Source organism: Rhodococcus sp. BUPNP1, from assembly GCF_002215235.1.
Taxonomy (GTDB): domain Bacteria; phylum Actinomycetota; class Actinomycetes; order Mycobacteriales; family Mycobacteriaceae; genus Rhodococcus.
This window is the reverse complement of record NZ_NERM01000012.1, coordinates 1-14,066: the sequence shown is the minus strand read 5'-3', so window position 1 is coordinate 14,066 and position 14,066 is coordinate 1. Positions and strand designations below refer to the sequence as shown.

Genomic DNA, 14,066 nt, shown 5'->3' with positions numbered 1-14,066 from the left:
AGTCTCCTATTCGGCGACGCTCTTGCGCCCCACCAGGAGAGCAGAAAGCGGTCGGAACGGCTGCAGCCAGGCACCCTCGTCGGGCAGCGATTCCAGGCTGACGCGGGGCAGCGGTTCGCGGAACACACCGGGAATGTCCTCGAGATCGAGGAACTCGATGATCTCGGAGGTCACCGCCCAGCTGGCGTGCTCGCGGAAACCGAGCACCTGGGTCGCGATGCCCTCCTGAGCGAGCCGCTCGAGGGGTTCACGGAATGCCTGCCCGTCGGCGGAGGCCACCATGACACCGGCGAGACCCTCCCGGTGCCTCAGCTCGATGTGGTTCAGCATGTCGGAGTCGACATCGCTGTCCTCGTCGATCTTCGGCTTGGCGAACACCGCGAAGCCCACATTACGCAGGGCCTCGACCCAGGGGCGGACGACGTCCGCGCTGCCGGGGGCGATGTTGGTGAACACCGTGGCCTCGGGTTCGAGGGTCGCGGAGTGCAGACGAGACAGTTCGGCGGTGCGCCCGAGCAGCCACCGGCCGAGAGCGTCGAAGCGCGGACGGTAGGCGGCGGTGGGCCGGCCGCCGAGGATCGCGCCGAGGCCCATGTCGAGGTTGGGGGCGTCCCAGACGAGCAGGACCTTACGGACCGGCTCGACGCCGTCGATCGCGGAGGAGTCGGTCACGCCGGGAAGCTCTTCATGGACACTCATGCTCCGATCTTCCCCCAGACGAACTCGTTGATCGCGCTACCCACCTGGTGTGCCTTGTCCTCGAACTTCGTCACGGGGCGTTCGAGACTGATCGGGGAGGTGCCGGTGAAGCGGGCGAGGCGCGGTTCGGCATCGCCCACCTCGGCGATGGCCTCGGCGTACTCGGCGTGGTCGGTGGCCACGTGCAGCACTCCACCGGACTTCAACCGGTCGGCGATCAGGGCGAACGTCGGGGCCTGCAGGAGCCGGCGCTTGTGGTGGCGGGCCTTGGGCCACGGATCCGGGAAGAAGACCCGCACGCCGGTGAGCGACTCGGTGGTCAGCATCTTCTCGAGCACCTCGACGGCGTCGCCGCGCAGGATCCGCAGGTTCCGGATCGGCGCGTCGGTGTCGTAAGTGCGTTCGATGTTCTGCAGTGTCTGGGCGATGCCGGGCTTGTAGACCTCCACGGCGATGAGGTTCACCTCGGGCTCGGCCGCGGCCATGGCGACCGCGGCGGTTCCCGTTCCGGATCCGATCTCGAGGACGAGCGGCGCGGAGCGACCGAACCAGGCGTCGACGTCGAGCGGCTCGTCGCCGACCTCCTTGCCGAGTTCGGGCCAACGACGGTCCCAGCACTGCTGCTGGGGGTCGGTCAGCGATCCACGGCGGGACCGGAAACTCGTCACCCTGGGGTACAGGCGGTTCCCGCGGGTCGGGCGCTCGTCGAGCGTCTCGGTGGTGTGCTGATCGGCTTCGTTCACCCGTCCATTGTCGCGTATTCCGAGAGTGTGTGGCGGGAGTGACCTGAGTGGCCACAGTGTTTTCTCAGGGAAGCGTTCGTTCGGCTGCCTCTCAGCGGTCTCTCTGCGACAATCTCCGCCGACGATCGGGGGATCATGACGGGGGAGTTGTGGCACCACCTCGCCACGCAGGTCGAACAACTGGATGCGCAGGCAGGGCGGTTGATTCGCCGGGCGCTGGCCGAGCATACGGCCGCGCTGCGGGTGCAGGTCGTGGGGCGGGCCGGGACCGGCCGGGAGAGCATCGAGGCGCAGGTACGCGAACTGCTGCTCCGGAGGGCCGAAATCGAGGGTGGGGAAGTAGACGCGGCCGTGGCCGGAGTGGCAGTGGACACGCCGGACGGCCCCGATCCGGTCCTCGACGCCGACCTCGTCGTCTACGTCGTGCCCCGTCGTCTCGACCCGGCCGTCGCCCATCCGGCCGACCGCGCCGCGCTGGCAGCCGTCGATCCCCGCCGCGTCGTTCTCGTGGTGTCCGGCGGGCCGGATGCCGCAGAGTGTGCCGCCGTCGCGTGTGCAGTGGGCGTGCCGCCGCATCAGGTGGTCGCCGACCGCGACGAGGAACTGCTCGCGGAGTCGGTCGCCGCACGTGCGGTCGTGGTCCGCCGCCTGCGCGACGAGGAGTTCGCCCGCGTCGTTGCGGGTGTCCCGGCGGCACCGCAGGTACGCGAACTCGTCGAACAAACCCTCGACCTGGTGGAACTCGACCCCGTGGAGCCCGTCGCCGCAGCGGGACCGCGGTGACACCGCCGGGAGTCGTGGATCCGGCCGAGGACGTCCTGCGCCGGTGGAATCCGCGCGGATGGATGGGACTGCACCGGCCGGCCGCGACCGGCGTGCGGGTCGTCGGTGTGCCCGGTTCCGGCGCCGGCACGCTGGAAGCGGAGTTACAGCATCTGGGCGGGATCGACCTCGCCGACGACGGCCGCGCCGTCACCCTCGTGGTGTTCGACCCGTCGGCGACGATCGGCCGTACCGAACTCGACCTCGTCCGCGCCGCTTCGGCCGAGTCGATCGAGGTGGTCTGCGCGCTGACGGGTATCGACCGCTTCCCCGACTGGCGTGCGGTGCGCGACGCCGACGTCGAGATCCTGCAGCGGCACGCATCCTGGCTGTCGCGGGTCGTGGTCCTGCCCGTGAGCGCCGCGGCCGCGCGGCGGGCACACGAACTCCGGGACGACACGAGCGAGGCGGTCCGGCAGACCCTGCTCACCGCGTCCGGACTCGTCGAACTACGGGACGTCCTGGCCGCCACGGTCCGCTCGTCGCACGACCCGCGACGCGCACGCGCAGCGGTCGTCGCCGCCACCCGGCCGATGATCGAGGAGGAGATCGAGCGACTGAGCGCGGAGGACGAGGAAGGGGACCTGCGTGCGGAGCGCTCCCGCCTCACCGCCGCGGCACCACCCGCGACCTCCGGTCCCGACCTGCGCCGGATGCAGGTGACGCTGTTGCAGGAGGTCGCGGTGCGCGTGCGGTCGGCGTCCACCGCCGCGGTGGAGGTGCTCGAGACCGCGGACGCGGATGCGGTGGTCACGACGATCGACGCCCACGTCGACGATCTGTGCGCGCGGCTCGTCGAGGACACGGCCCGGATCGCACCGGGCACGCCGGCCCCGGAACCCACGCGCACGTCCCGCCCACCGGAGACCGCGCGGTCGATGGAGGACACGCTGACCGTGGTGTTCGGCGCGTCGGCGGGCGCCGGCCTCGGCAGACTGCTCCTCACCCCGTTCGGGGACCTGCCGGGCTGGATGTCGCTGGTGGTCGCGATCGCGTGCGCGGTCCCGGCGGCCGGATGGCTGATGCGGATCCGCAGGCGCATCGCCCACCGGGACCGGATGCGCCGGTGGATCGCCGACGAGCTCGCGACCGTGCGTGCGGAACTCGACACCTGGATCCGCACCCGTATCCACGAGACGGAGCTGCAGTCCACCGCGCTCGCCGTGGCCGCGCGCGACCGGCACGCGACCCGCGTGCGCGAACGCGTCGCCGCGATCGACGCGGAGATCACCCGTCGCCGTGGCGAGCGGCGTGCCCGTATCGCGGCGTGCGAACGCGACCTGGCGGCACTCGGCCACATCCCGGAACCGCAGGGCACCCGCGTGCGTCCAACCGGATAGGAGCGATCCGGCGCGTGCCCGGGTCGGAAAGGGAGACGATGGCCGAACTCGCCGGCTCGGGTGGCGCACCCCAGCCGTTCACCGATCCGTTCGATCCGTCGGTCTTCGATCCGTCCGAGGTGGCCGCCTGGGCCGACGAACTCGACCCGACCACCGACCTCGACGGTGACGGCGCCGCCGAGACCGTCGTCGCCGACACCGAGCGCTGGGGAGTCGGCGGCGACTGGGGTGACGGCCTGGTGGTGGCCACCGACACCGATCTCGACGGCAGCAGCGACCGCCTGACGGTGATCGCGGACGACGGCCGCTACGGCGTGTGGGAATACTGTCGCGAGCTCGACGGATCGGGTCGGTGGAGCCGACTGGACACAGGTAGCCTTGAATACGACGTACACCACGGAGAAGAGTCGAAGTGATTCATATCCGGCTGCGCAGCAGGGGGAGGGGACGGTATTGTGCGCAAGTTCTGAATCGTTTCTGTGAGATTTCCGACCGGCCCCGAGTGACGCCGGTCGGCATTCCGACGTTAACCTCTATGAAAAGGACATCCGGCGCCTACTTCGCCTGTTCGGCCACGGACGAAGTAGGTGGTACCCCTGCCGAGAGGGGCAAGCCCGGGTCTGCCATCGTCCGCACAGAAGAACGTGCAGGTCGGAGGTGGGATCCCGGTTCCGGGCACACCCCAGGAGAGTTTTGATGACCTCAGCGACCATTCCCGGTTTGAACGGTACCGACGACAAGCTCCCGACCCAGCATGCCGAGTTGCTTGCCTGGGTCCAGGAGATTGCCGAGCTCACCCAGCCCGATCGTGTCGTATGGGCCGACGGATCCGATGAGGAATGGGACCGTCTGACCTCTCAGCTGGTCGAGGCCGGCACCTTCACGCGTCTGAACGACGAGAAGAAGCCGAACTCGTTCCTGGCCAATTCCGATCCGTCGGACGTCGCACGCGTCGAGTCGCGCACCTTCATCTGCTCGAAGAACGAGATCGACGCGGGCCCGACCAACAACTGGGTCGACCCCGACGAGATGCGCGCCACGATGACCGAGCTGTACCGCGGCAGCATGCGCGGACGCACCCTCTTCGTCGTGCCCTTCTGCATGGGCCCGCTCGGTGCAGAGGACCCGAAGCTCGGCGTCGAGCTGACCGACTCGGAGTACGTCGTCGTCTCGATGCGCATCATGACCCGCATGGGTAGTGCGGCGCTCGAGAAGCTCGGCACCGACCGTCCGTTCGTCAAGGCGCTGCACTCGGTGGGTGCGCCGCTCGAGGCCGGCCAGCAGGATGTCCCGTGGCCGTGCAACGACACGAAGTACATCACCCACTTCCCCGAGACCCGTGAGATCTGGAGCTTCGGTTCCGGCTACGGCGGCAACGCCCTGCTCGGCAAGAAGTGCTACTCGCTGCGCATCGCGTCGGCCATGGCCCACGACGAGGGCTGGCTGGCCGAGCACATGCTGATCCTCAAGCTGATCTCGCCCGAGGAGAAGGCCTACTACATCGCCGCGGCGTTCCCGTCGGCCTGTGGCAAGACCAACCTCGCGATGATCCAGCCGACCATCCCGGGCTGGCGTGCCGAGACCCTCGGCGACGACATCGCGTGGATGCGTTTCGGCAAGGACGGCCGCCTCTACGCCGTCAACCCCGAGTTCGGCTTCTTCGGCGTCGCACCGGGCACCAGCGCCGACTCGAACCCGAACGCGATGGCGACCATCGAGGCCGGCAACACCATCTACACCAACGTCGCGAAGACCGACGACGGCGACATCTGGTGGGAGGGCATCGGCGGCGAGACCCCGGCGCACCTCACCGACTGGCTGGGCAACGACTGGACCCCCGAGTCCGGCACCAACGCCGCACACCCGAACTCGCGCTACTGCACCCCGATGTCGCAGTGCCCGATCCTCGCCCCCGAGTGGGACGACCCGCAGGGTGTGCCGATCTCCGCGATCCTGTTCGGTGGCCGCCGCAAGACGACGGTGCCCCTCGTCAGCGAGTCCTTCGACTGGCAGCACGGCACCTTCCTCGGCGCGACCCTCTCGTCCGAGCAGACCGCCGCGGCGGAGGGCAAGGTCGGTAGCGTCCGTCGCGACCCGATGGCGATGCTGCCCTTCCTCGGCTACAACGCCGGCGACTACCTGAACCACTGGATCACGCTCGGCAAGAACGCCGACGAGGACAAGCTGCCGAAGATCTTCTACGTCAACTGGTTCCGTCGCGGCGACGACGGCCGCTTCCTGTGGCCCGGCTTCGGCGAGAACTCGCGCGTGCTCAAGTGGATCGTCGACCGCATCGAGCACAAGGCCGGCGCGCAGTCCACGCCGATCGGCTACGTGCCCAGCGCCGCCGACCTCACGCTCGACGGTCTCGATGTCGATCCCGCCGACGTCGACGAGGCCCTGAAGGTCGACGTCGAGGAGTGGAAGTCCGAGATCGACGGTATCGCCGAGTGGTTCGAGTTCCTCGGTGAGAAGGTGCCCTCGGGCATCCGCGACGAGTTCGAGGCCCTCAAGCAGCGCCTGGGCTGAGTCCGTACACCACGACGAATGCCGCTCCCGGTTTCCCGGGGGCGGCATTCGCCGTCTGTGAGGGTGAAATCCGGGAAATCGTCCACAGCGGACATCTCGGTTGTGCCACGCTGACCGGTGACGCAGTTCGACGATGCACTGCAACTGCTTTCCGCCGGCGAGAGGGTCGTCTCGTGCGTGGTTCGAGTCGTATCGGTCGGAAGTGTGCGGCACTGGTGGGGGCGACGGCGCTGGCCTGGGCGCTCCTGGCAGCACCCGCCACAGCACAGAGCGAAGAGCAACTCCGCGGACGTGTCCTCACGTCCGCGGTTCCGTTGCCCGGCTACGAGATATCGCTGTTCGCGACGTCGGCCGACGGTCCGGCCCTGCTGGGTCGCGCGACCTCGGGACCGGCGGGCGACTTCGCGATCGGATACGCACCGCAGCCGGCATCGTCGGTGATCTATGCGGTGGCCGAGAAACCGGGCTCTCCGGTGGTGTTGAGCGGCGTACTGGGCGTGGGGGATTCGCCGACGGACGTCATCCTCGACGAGAAGACCACGGTGGCAGCGGCTTACGCGCTGGCGCAGTTCACCGAGGACGGGAGGGTCGCCGGGCCGGCGCCCGGTCTGCATAACGCGGCGCGCATGGCGCACAATCTCGTCGACCCCGTCACAGGCGACATCGCCCCGGTACTCGGAACTCCCCCGAACGGCCCCGAGACCGAAGCGCTGGCCACCTTCGGTTCCCTCGCCGACATGGTCGCCAACTGCATTGCCCTGCAGCAGGTGTGCGACCAGCTGGTGCGGCTCGCCGGGACGTCCGGTGGGGCACCGGCTTCCGACACCTGGCAGGCCCTGGTGAACACCGCCCGTCATCCCTGGCAGAACGTCGTCGAGTTGTTCGCGGTGTCGAAGACCGGTCCGTCCCCGATCGTTCCCGACCGCATCCTGCCACCGAGTGCATGGACGTTGGCGCTGCGCTTCGTCGGCGACGGTGTGTCGATGGACGGCCCCGGCAACATGACCGTCGACCGTGACGGCAACATCTGGGTGACCAACAACTACGAATATGCGCCCGGCACCGACACTCCCGTGTGCGGCGCGGACAACCTCATCCGCCTCACCCCCACGGGAGAGTTCTATCCCGGATCGCCGTACACCGGAGGAGGACTGAGCGGGGCGGGATTCGGTATCGACATCGACCGCGACGGCAACGTGTGGGTGGCGAACTTCGGGTTCGCGGCTCCCGCTCCCGGTTGCCCGGACGACCGGCAACCCCCGCACAACAGCCTGTCGGTGTTCACGGCGGACGGGCAGCCCATTTCACCCGACACCGGGTTCACGCAGGGCGGGATCGACTGGCCGCAGGGCCTGATCTCCCACAGCAGCGGCGACATCTGGACGGCCAACTGCGGCAACGACAGCGTCACGATCTATCCGGGCGGAAATCCGGCCGCCGGACGCAACCTCACCGACCTCGGCGTGACGAAACCCTTCGCCCTCGCCGAGGGAGCCGACGGCCGGGTGTTCGTCACGGGCAACGGCAGCGACACCGTCGCCGTGCTCGATGCCTCCGGCACCCCGATCGTCCCGGCCATCGGTGGGGCCGGCCTCGAGAAACCCCTCGGGGTGGCCGTCGATTCCGCAGGAACCGCGTGGGTCGCGAACTCGCGGGTCATCGGGATCCCCTGCCCGGACCCCGCGCTGACCCCCACTCTCGAGGGCAGCCTCACCATGATCGACGGGAATCTCACGCCGTTCCCCATCACCGGCGGCGGCCTCCGGGTTCCGTGGGGTGTGGTCGTCGACGGCAACGACAACATCTGGGTCGCGAACTTCGCCGGCCGGGCCGTCTCCCAGTTCTGTGGCAGCAGGGCGGTCGCCTGCCGTCCCGGAACCACTACGGGCGCACCGATCTCCCCGGACGTCACCGGATACGGATTCGACGGCCTCGTCCGCAACACCGGCATCACGATCGACCAGGCCGGGAACGTGTGGGTGGCCAACAACTGGAAGGAGATCCCGATCCAGACCAACCCCGGCGGTTACGAGATGGTGGCCTTCGTCGGGGCCGCCGCGCCCGTGACGCCCTGACCGTCACGCGTTCTGCGATCGCTCGATTGCAGTGATCTATGGACGGAAGACCGCGCGCAGGCAGTCGTCCTCCTTGTTCTTGAACATCTCGTACCCGCGCACCGCGTCGGTGAGCGGAAGGTCGTGCGTCATGAGCCAACTCGGGTCCAACCTGCTCTCGAGGACGTGCTCGAACAGGGTGGGCATGTACCGCTGGCCGTGCTGCTGCGCCGTCCGCAGGGTGAGGCTCTTGTTCGTCAGTACCGCCATCGGGAACTTGTCGGTGACGCCGTAGATGCCGAGCACCGACACGACTCCGCCCTTGCCGCAGGACAGGATCGCTTCACGCAGGGAGGTGGCGCGGTCGCTCTCCATCCGCAGTGCCTGCTTGACCTTGTCGTAGGCCTGCATGACGCCGGTGCCGTGACCCTCCATGCCCACGGCGTCGATACAGGCGTCCGGTCCGCGTCCGCCGGTGCTCTCGCGGAGCGTCTCGTAGACGCTGTCGACCTCGGTGTAGTCCACGGTTTCGGCGCCGACCTTCTTCGCGGCGCGGTCGAGGCGGTCGCGGAAACGGTCGATCACGATCACCCGTTCGGCGCCCATGATCCTCGCGCTCGCCGCAGCCATGAGACCGACGGCGCCCGCGCCCCAGACCGCCACCGTGTCACCCGGGGAGATGTCGCAGAAGTCGGCGCCCATGTAGCCCGTCGGCACCGCATCCGACAGGAACAGGGCCTGTTCGTCGCCGACACCGTCGGGGATCTGGAAGCAGTTGACGTCGCCGAAGGGCACGCGGATGTACTCGGCGTGCGATCCCTGGTACCCGCCGAAGGGGTGGGTGTAGCCGTAGATTCCGCCGGTGGGATAGCCCAGCACGGGTTGCTGCATCGCAGCGTTCGGGTTGGTGGTGTCGCACACCGCGTGCAGGCCGTCGGCGCAGTACGGGCACTTCCCGCACCCGATGAACGACGGCACGACCACCCGGTCGCCGACCCGCACGGTGGTCACCTCCGGACCGGTGTCGACGATCTCGCCCATGAACTCGTGGCCGATCACGTCGCCCTCCCGCATCCCCGGCAGGTACCCGCCGAGAAAGTGGAGGTCGGAACCGCAGGTCGTGGTGAGGCGGACCCGCACGATCACGTCGTGCGGATTGACCAGCCCGGGATCGTCGACCGTCTCCACCGACAACTCGTTCACACCCATCCAGCACAGCGCTCGCATCACGCGTCTCCTTCCGATTCGCGGGCACTCGGACTGCCCTGCAGGGTGGGAATCTCACCGGTCTGCATGAGGGCCCGCGCACGGTAGAGCGCGGTGAAGGTCAGGGCACCGGTGACGAGATCGGGAGCGGGAACCTCGGCGCGCAGGGTCATCGCGGTGCCGCCCCGGGGCGCGTCGGACACCGCGAGCACCACGCGCGGACCCGGGGTGTCCGCGTCGTCCTCGCCGACGAACGCAAGTCCTTCCGAGGTGACGTCGACGCGGGTGTCCCAGGCCGTCGTGCCGCCGGTGCCCTCCCAGGTCCAGCGCAGCCGGTTCGCCTCGACCGTCTCCACCCGGACGTCGTCGCCGAAGACTCTGCTCAGGTTCTCGGGATCGCGCCAGAACTGCATGACCTGCGCTCGCGGAGCCGCGACGGTCACCGTCTGCGGTTTCCGGGCGTCGACGGGCCGGTCGACGGCGCGCCGGACGAATCCGCCCACCGAGTGACCCGCGTCGTCGATCGCCTTGTTCGCGTTCTGCACGACTCGGCCCGCGTTCTGCACGACCTTGTTCGCGTTCTGCACGACCCTGCTGAAGTCGACCACCGTCGTCTCCTCACCGGTACGGACGGACAGATCTGCCGGTCGCCGGATCGAGGACCTACGCCACAGTGGGCGTCGGGAAGATCGAGGCGGCCGATGACGTTGAGTACCCGTGTACGCCGGACCGACAAACCGTCGCCGCTGCACTGTGCCCGCGCATGCGCGTAGCCGGGTGAGCGCACGGCTCCCCGGCTGCACAGCACGTACCAGCAGATGATGCAATGGTGTGACGGAAACGACCCGGTCGTCGCTACGACCGCAAGGAGGGATCGGCCCAATATGAGCGGCATCTACAACAACGTCACCGAGCTGGTCGGGCGCACCCCGATCGTCAAGCTCAACCGTCTGACCGAGGGGGCCGGCGCCACCGTCGCCGCGAAGCTCGAGTTCTACAACCCGGCCAACAGCGTCAAGGATCGCATCGGTGTCGCGATCATCGACGCCGCCGAGAAGTCCGGTGAGCTGAAGCCCGGCGGCACGATCGTCGAGGGCACCTCCGGCAACACCGGTATCGCGCTCGCCATGGTCGGCGCTGCCCGCGGCTACAAGGTCATCCTCACGATGCCCGAGACGATGTCGACCGAGCGTCGCGTCATGCTCCGCGCCTACGGCGCCGAGATCGTCCTCACCCCCGGCTCCGAGGGCATGAAGGGTGCCGTCGCGAAGGCCGAGGAGATCGTCGCGAACACCGAGAACGCCATCCTGGCCCGCCAGTTCGGCAACCCGGCCAACCCGGAGATCCACGAGCGCACCACCGGTGAAGAGGTCTGGAACGACACCGACGGTGCCGTCGACATCTTCGTCGCGGGTATCGGCACGGGTGGCACGCTCACCGGTGTCGGCCGCACCCTCAAGGCTCGCAAGCCCGACGTGAAGATCGTCGGTGTCGAGCCCGCCGACTCGCCGATCCTCACCGGTGGCGAGCCCGGCCCGCACAAGATCCAGGGCATCGGCGCGAACTTCGTGCCCGAGGTTCTCGACCGCGAGATCTACGACGAGATCGTCGACGTGAAGTTCGACGACGCCATCGAGGTCGCCCGTCGCCTGGGCACCGACGAGGGCATCCTCGGCGGCATCTCGGCCGGCGCCAACGTGTGGGCCGCACTCGAGATCGCGAAGCGTCCGGAGAACGCCGGCAAGCTGATCGTCGTCGTCGTTCCCGACTTCGGCGAGCGCTACATCTCCACCCCGCTCTTCGAGCACATCCGGGACTGATCGCCGTCGTGGGTATCCTGCACACTCTCCGGGAGGATCTGCAGTCGGCGCGCGGCCACGACCCGGCCGCGCGCAGCGACGCGGAGAACGCCATCGTCTATTCGGGGCTGCACGCGATCTGGTCGCACCGCATCGCGCACCGGATGTGGCAGGTGCCCGCCCTGAAGGGACCTGCGCGGATCCTCGCGCAGTTCACCCGGTTCCTCACCGGCATCGAGATCCACCCCGGCGCGACCATCGGCCGGCGCTTCTTCATCGACCACGGCATGGGCGTGGTCATCGGTGAGACGGCCGAGATCGGCGACGACGTGATGCTCTACCACGGCGTCACGCTCGGCGGCCGGTCGCTGGCGAAGGAGAAGCGTCATCCGACGCTGGGCAACCGTGTCACCGTCGGGGCGGGGGCGAAGGTCCTCGGCCCGGTGGTGATCGGGGACGACAGCGCGATCGGCGCCAACGCCGTGGTCACCCACGACGTGCCGGCGGATTCGATCGCCACGGGTATCCCCGCGACCGTCCGGTCCCGCAAGAAGCACGAACCGCTCGTGGATCCGACGACGTACATCGATCCCGCGATGTACATCTGAGGTCGCGTCCTCCCGAAACACGAAAAAAGGCGAGGATATGTGCGAGTTCTCCGACGAGAACGCACATATCCTCCCCTTTTTCGGGGGATCAGCCCTCGTAACCGAGCGGGTACAGCACCGACTTGGTCTCGCAGTACGCCTCGACGCCCTCGGGACCGTTCTCGCGGCCGATGCCGGAGTTCTTGTAGCCGCCGAACGGCGAACCCGGATCGAATGCGTACCAGTTGATTCCGTACGTGCCGGTGCGCACGCGTGACGCGACCTCGAGACCCTTCTCGACATCGGTGGTGTACACCGACCCGGCGAGGCCGTAGTCGGAGTCGTTGGCGATCTTCACGGCCTCGTCCACGCTGTCGTAGGGGATCACGCAGATGACGGGTCCGAAGATCTCCTCACGGGCGATGGTCATGGAGTTGTCGACGTCGGCGAAGATCGTCGGTTCGACGAAGTAGCCCGTCTCGATGCCCTCGGGGCGACCGCCGCCGAGCACGAGACGCGCGCCTTCCTCCTTGCCCTTGGCGATGTAGGACTCGACGCGATCGCGCTGCTTCGCGGAGATCAGCGGACCGAGTTGTGCGCCTTCGGTATCGGGCAGTCCGACGGGGAAGAAGGCCGCGGTCGCGGTCATCTTCTCGATCACCTCGTCGTAGCGCGACCGCGGCGCGAGGACGCGGGTCTGCCCGACGCAGGCCTGACCGGTGTTCATCAGGCCGGACATCACCAGCATCGGCATCGTCGAATCGAGGTCGGCGTCCTCGAGGATGATCGCTGCCGACTTGCCGCCGAGTTCGAGCGAGCAGCGCTTGAGTCCGCGCGCGGCGATCTCACCGATGTGACGACCCACGGCCGTCGAACCGGTGAAGGTGATCTTGTCGACGTCGGGGTGCGAGACCAGGTACTCGCCGGTCTCGGCGCCGCCGGGAACGAGTGAGAGGACGCCCTCGGGAAGTCCTGCCTCCGTGAAGATCTCGGCGAGGACGTTCGTCGTCAGCGGCGATTCGGGAGCGGGCTTGAGGACCACCGTGCATCCGGCGAGCAGGGCGGGTCCGAGTTTGTTGATCATCAGGAACAGCGGCACGTTCCACGCGATGACGGCGGCGACGACGCCGACGGGTTCGCGGCTGACGCGGCTGCGACCGAACAGGCCGGTGCGCTCCTCGACCCACGGGAACGAATCGGCAAGCCCCGCATAGTAGTTGATCGTGGCCAGGCCCGACGTCAGCTGCATCATCTCGACCGAGGCCGGCGGCTGGCCCATCTCCGCGGTGAGCGAGGCGCCGATCTCGGCGCGACGCTCCTCGATGAGCTTTGCTGCCTTGCCGAGGATCTCGGCGCGCTCGCTCGGGGTGGTGCGCGACCACGGACCTTCGTCGAAGGCCGTACGGGCGGCGGACACTGCGGCGTCGATGTCCTGCGGTCCCGCGACGGGCACGGAACCGACGCGCTCTTCCGTGGCGGGGGAGAACACTTCGAGTCTCTCGTCGGTCGACGGTGCCACCCATCGGCCGCCGATGAACAACTTGTCGTAGTCGGTCATGTCGCTTCCTCACCTGGCTGTGCTCGTGTATCGGCCGTATTCGTGTGACCTCGAACACTAGAACACGTTACAACTATTGACCAGGGGGTGACCAGACCGGATGGGACAGGAAGACTAATCCCCGAGATGGCAGCGACGGTGCAGGAGCCGAATCTCCTGCTCGAGTTCGGGCGCGGGTCCGTCGACGACGGCATCCGGCACGACCTCGCGGATCGGCAGCGGACGGACCGGTGCCGCCGGCACGCCCATCTCACCCAGCCACCGGACGAGTTGTTCGGAGGACGCCGCGTAGACGATCCGCCCCAGGCCGACCCAGCCGTGCGCGGCCGCGCACATCGGGCAGTGCTCACCGGAGGTGTAGACGGTGGCGGTGGCACGCCGGTCGGGTTCGAGATGTTCGGCCGCCCATCGCGCGAGCGCGAACTCGGGGTGCCGGGTGCGGTCGTCGCCGGCGATACGGTTGCGGTCCTCGGCCAGGACCGTGCCGTCCGCGTCGACGAGCACCGACCCGAACGGCTCGTCGCCGGCCGCGACCGCCTCCTCCGCGAGTTCGACGCACCGCCGCAGGTGGTTGCAGATCCGTGTCGTTCACCATGGATGTCTCCCTAAGTTTGTAGGTGTCTGGGGTTGGTGCCCTGGATGCCCAGAGCGGTGGGGTGTAGCTGATGGATTTCTGCTTCGGTCGAGGCTCGGAAGGACTGGCTGCCCCATCGCGCTGGACGCTCCGAC

Annotated in this window: 12 protein-coding genes and 1 pseudogene; 7 read left to right on the top strand and 6 right to left on the bottom strand. The window is 68.4% G+C overall.

Annotated elements, in window-relative coordinates; genetic code table 11:
- Positions 1 to 6 precede the first annotated feature (6 nt).
- Positions 7 to 699, bottom strand: a complete 693-nt coding sequence (locus tag B9C99_RS13835) for an NYN domain-containing protein (RefSeq protein WP_026061641.1) — start codon at positions 697 to 699, stop codon at positions 7 to 9.
- Entirely contained in the window at positions 696 to 1,442 is a 747-nt protein-coding gene (trmB, locus tag B9C99_RS13830; protein WP_088898263.1) for a tRNA (guanosine(46)-N7)-methyltransferase TrmB, read from the bottom strand. The genes B9C99_RS13835 and trmB overlap by 4 nt, the downstream gene beginning before the upstream one ends.
- Before the next feature lie 135 nt (positions 1,443 to 1,577).
- On the opposite strand from trmB, the gene B9C99_RS13825 reads away from it, so the two are divergent.
- The 5 genes from B9C99_RS13825 to B9C99_RS26145 all read left to right on the top strand — a co-directional run bounded on the left by B9C99_RS13825 (position 1,578) and on the right by B9C99_RS26145 (position 8,208).
- Positions 1,578 to 2,225: a hypothetical protein gene (locus B9C99_RS13825; protein ID WP_088898262.1), complete on the top strand. Its 648-nt coding sequence runs from the start codon at positions 1,578 to 1,580 to the stop codon at positions 2,223 to 2,225.
- Complete coding sequence (locus B9C99_RS13820; protein WP_088898261.1) at positions 2,222 to 3,604, top strand: hypothetical protein; 1,383 nt, start codon at positions 2,222 to 2,224, stop codon at positions 3,602 to 3,604. The genes B9C99_RS13825 and B9C99_RS13820 overlap by 4 nt, the downstream gene beginning before the upstream one ends.
- A gap of 38 nt (positions 3,605 to 3,642) precedes the next feature.
- Complete coding sequence (locus B9C99_RS13815; RefSeq protein ID WP_088898260.1) at positions 3,643 to 4,020, top strand: DUF6802 family protein; 378 nt, start codon at positions 3,643 to 3,645, stop codon at positions 4,018 to 4,020.
- Between the two features lie 280 nt (positions 4,021 to 4,300).
- Positions 4,301 to 6,133, top strand: a complete 1,833-nt coding sequence (locus B9C99_RS13810) for a phosphoenolpyruvate carboxykinase (GTP) (protein WP_006552694.1) — start codon at positions 4,301 to 4,303, stop codon at positions 6,131 to 6,133.
- A gap of 173 nt (positions 6,134 to 6,306) precedes the next feature.
- The gene (locus B9C99_RS26145) at positions 6,307 to 8,208 is read left to right on the top strand and encodes an NHL repeat-containing protein (RefSeq protein ID WP_253250072.1); all 1,902 of its coding nucleotides are present in this window, start codon (positions 6,307 to 6,309) and stop codon (positions 8,206 to 8,208) included.
- 36 nt (positions 8,209 to 8,244) lie between these two features.
- Here B9C99_RS26145 and B9C99_RS13800 read toward each other — a convergent pair whose 3' ends face one another.
- Both B9C99_RS13800 and B9C99_RS13795 read right to left on the bottom strand, forming a co-directional pair.
- Complete coding sequence (locus B9C99_RS13800; RefSeq protein WP_088898258.1) at positions 8,245 to 9,414, bottom strand: zinc-dependent alcohol dehydrogenase; 1,170 nt, start codon at positions 9,412 to 9,414, stop codon at positions 8,245 to 8,247.
- Complete coding sequence (locus B9C99_RS13795; RefSeq protein WP_253250071.1) at positions 9,414 to 10,001, bottom strand: hypothetical protein; 588 nt, start codon at positions 9,999 to 10,001, stop codon at positions 9,414 to 9,416. Before B9C99_RS13795 ends, B9C99_RS13800 begins: the two co-directional genes overlap by 1 nt.
- Positions 10,002 to 10,277: 276 nt before the next feature.
- Here B9C99_RS13795 and cysK point away from each other — a divergent pair, with 276 nt between their 5' ends.
- The gene (cysK, locus tag B9C99_RS13790) at positions 10,278 to 11,213 is read left to right on the top strand and encodes a cysteine synthase A (RefSeq protein ID WP_059383775.1); all 936 of its coding nucleotides are present in this window, start codon (positions 10,278 to 10,280) and stop codon (positions 11,211 to 11,213) included.
- Between the two features lie 8 nt (positions 11,214 to 11,221).
- Positions 11,222 to 11,800, top strand: a complete 579-nt coding sequence (gene epsC / locus B9C99_RS13785; protein WP_006552687.1) for a serine O-acetyltransferase EpsC — start codon at positions 11,222 to 11,224, stop codon at positions 11,798 to 11,800.
- 88 nt (positions 11,801 to 11,888) lie between these two features.
- Here the strand turns inward: epsC and B9C99_RS13780 are convergent, their stop codons facing one another.
- Both B9C99_RS13780 and B9C99_RS13775 read right to left on the bottom strand, forming a co-directional pair.
- A complete protein-coding gene (locus B9C99_RS13780; RefSeq protein WP_088898257.1) occupies positions 11,889 to 13,337 on the bottom strand; it encodes an aldehyde dehydrogenase in 1,449 nt (482 codons plus the stop codon).
- 114 nt (positions 13,338 to 13,451) lie between these two features.
- A pseudogene (locus tag B9C99_RS13775) lies at positions 13,452 to 13,932 on the bottom strand (nucleoside deaminase).
- Positions 13,933 to 14,066: the final 134 nt, after the last annotated feature.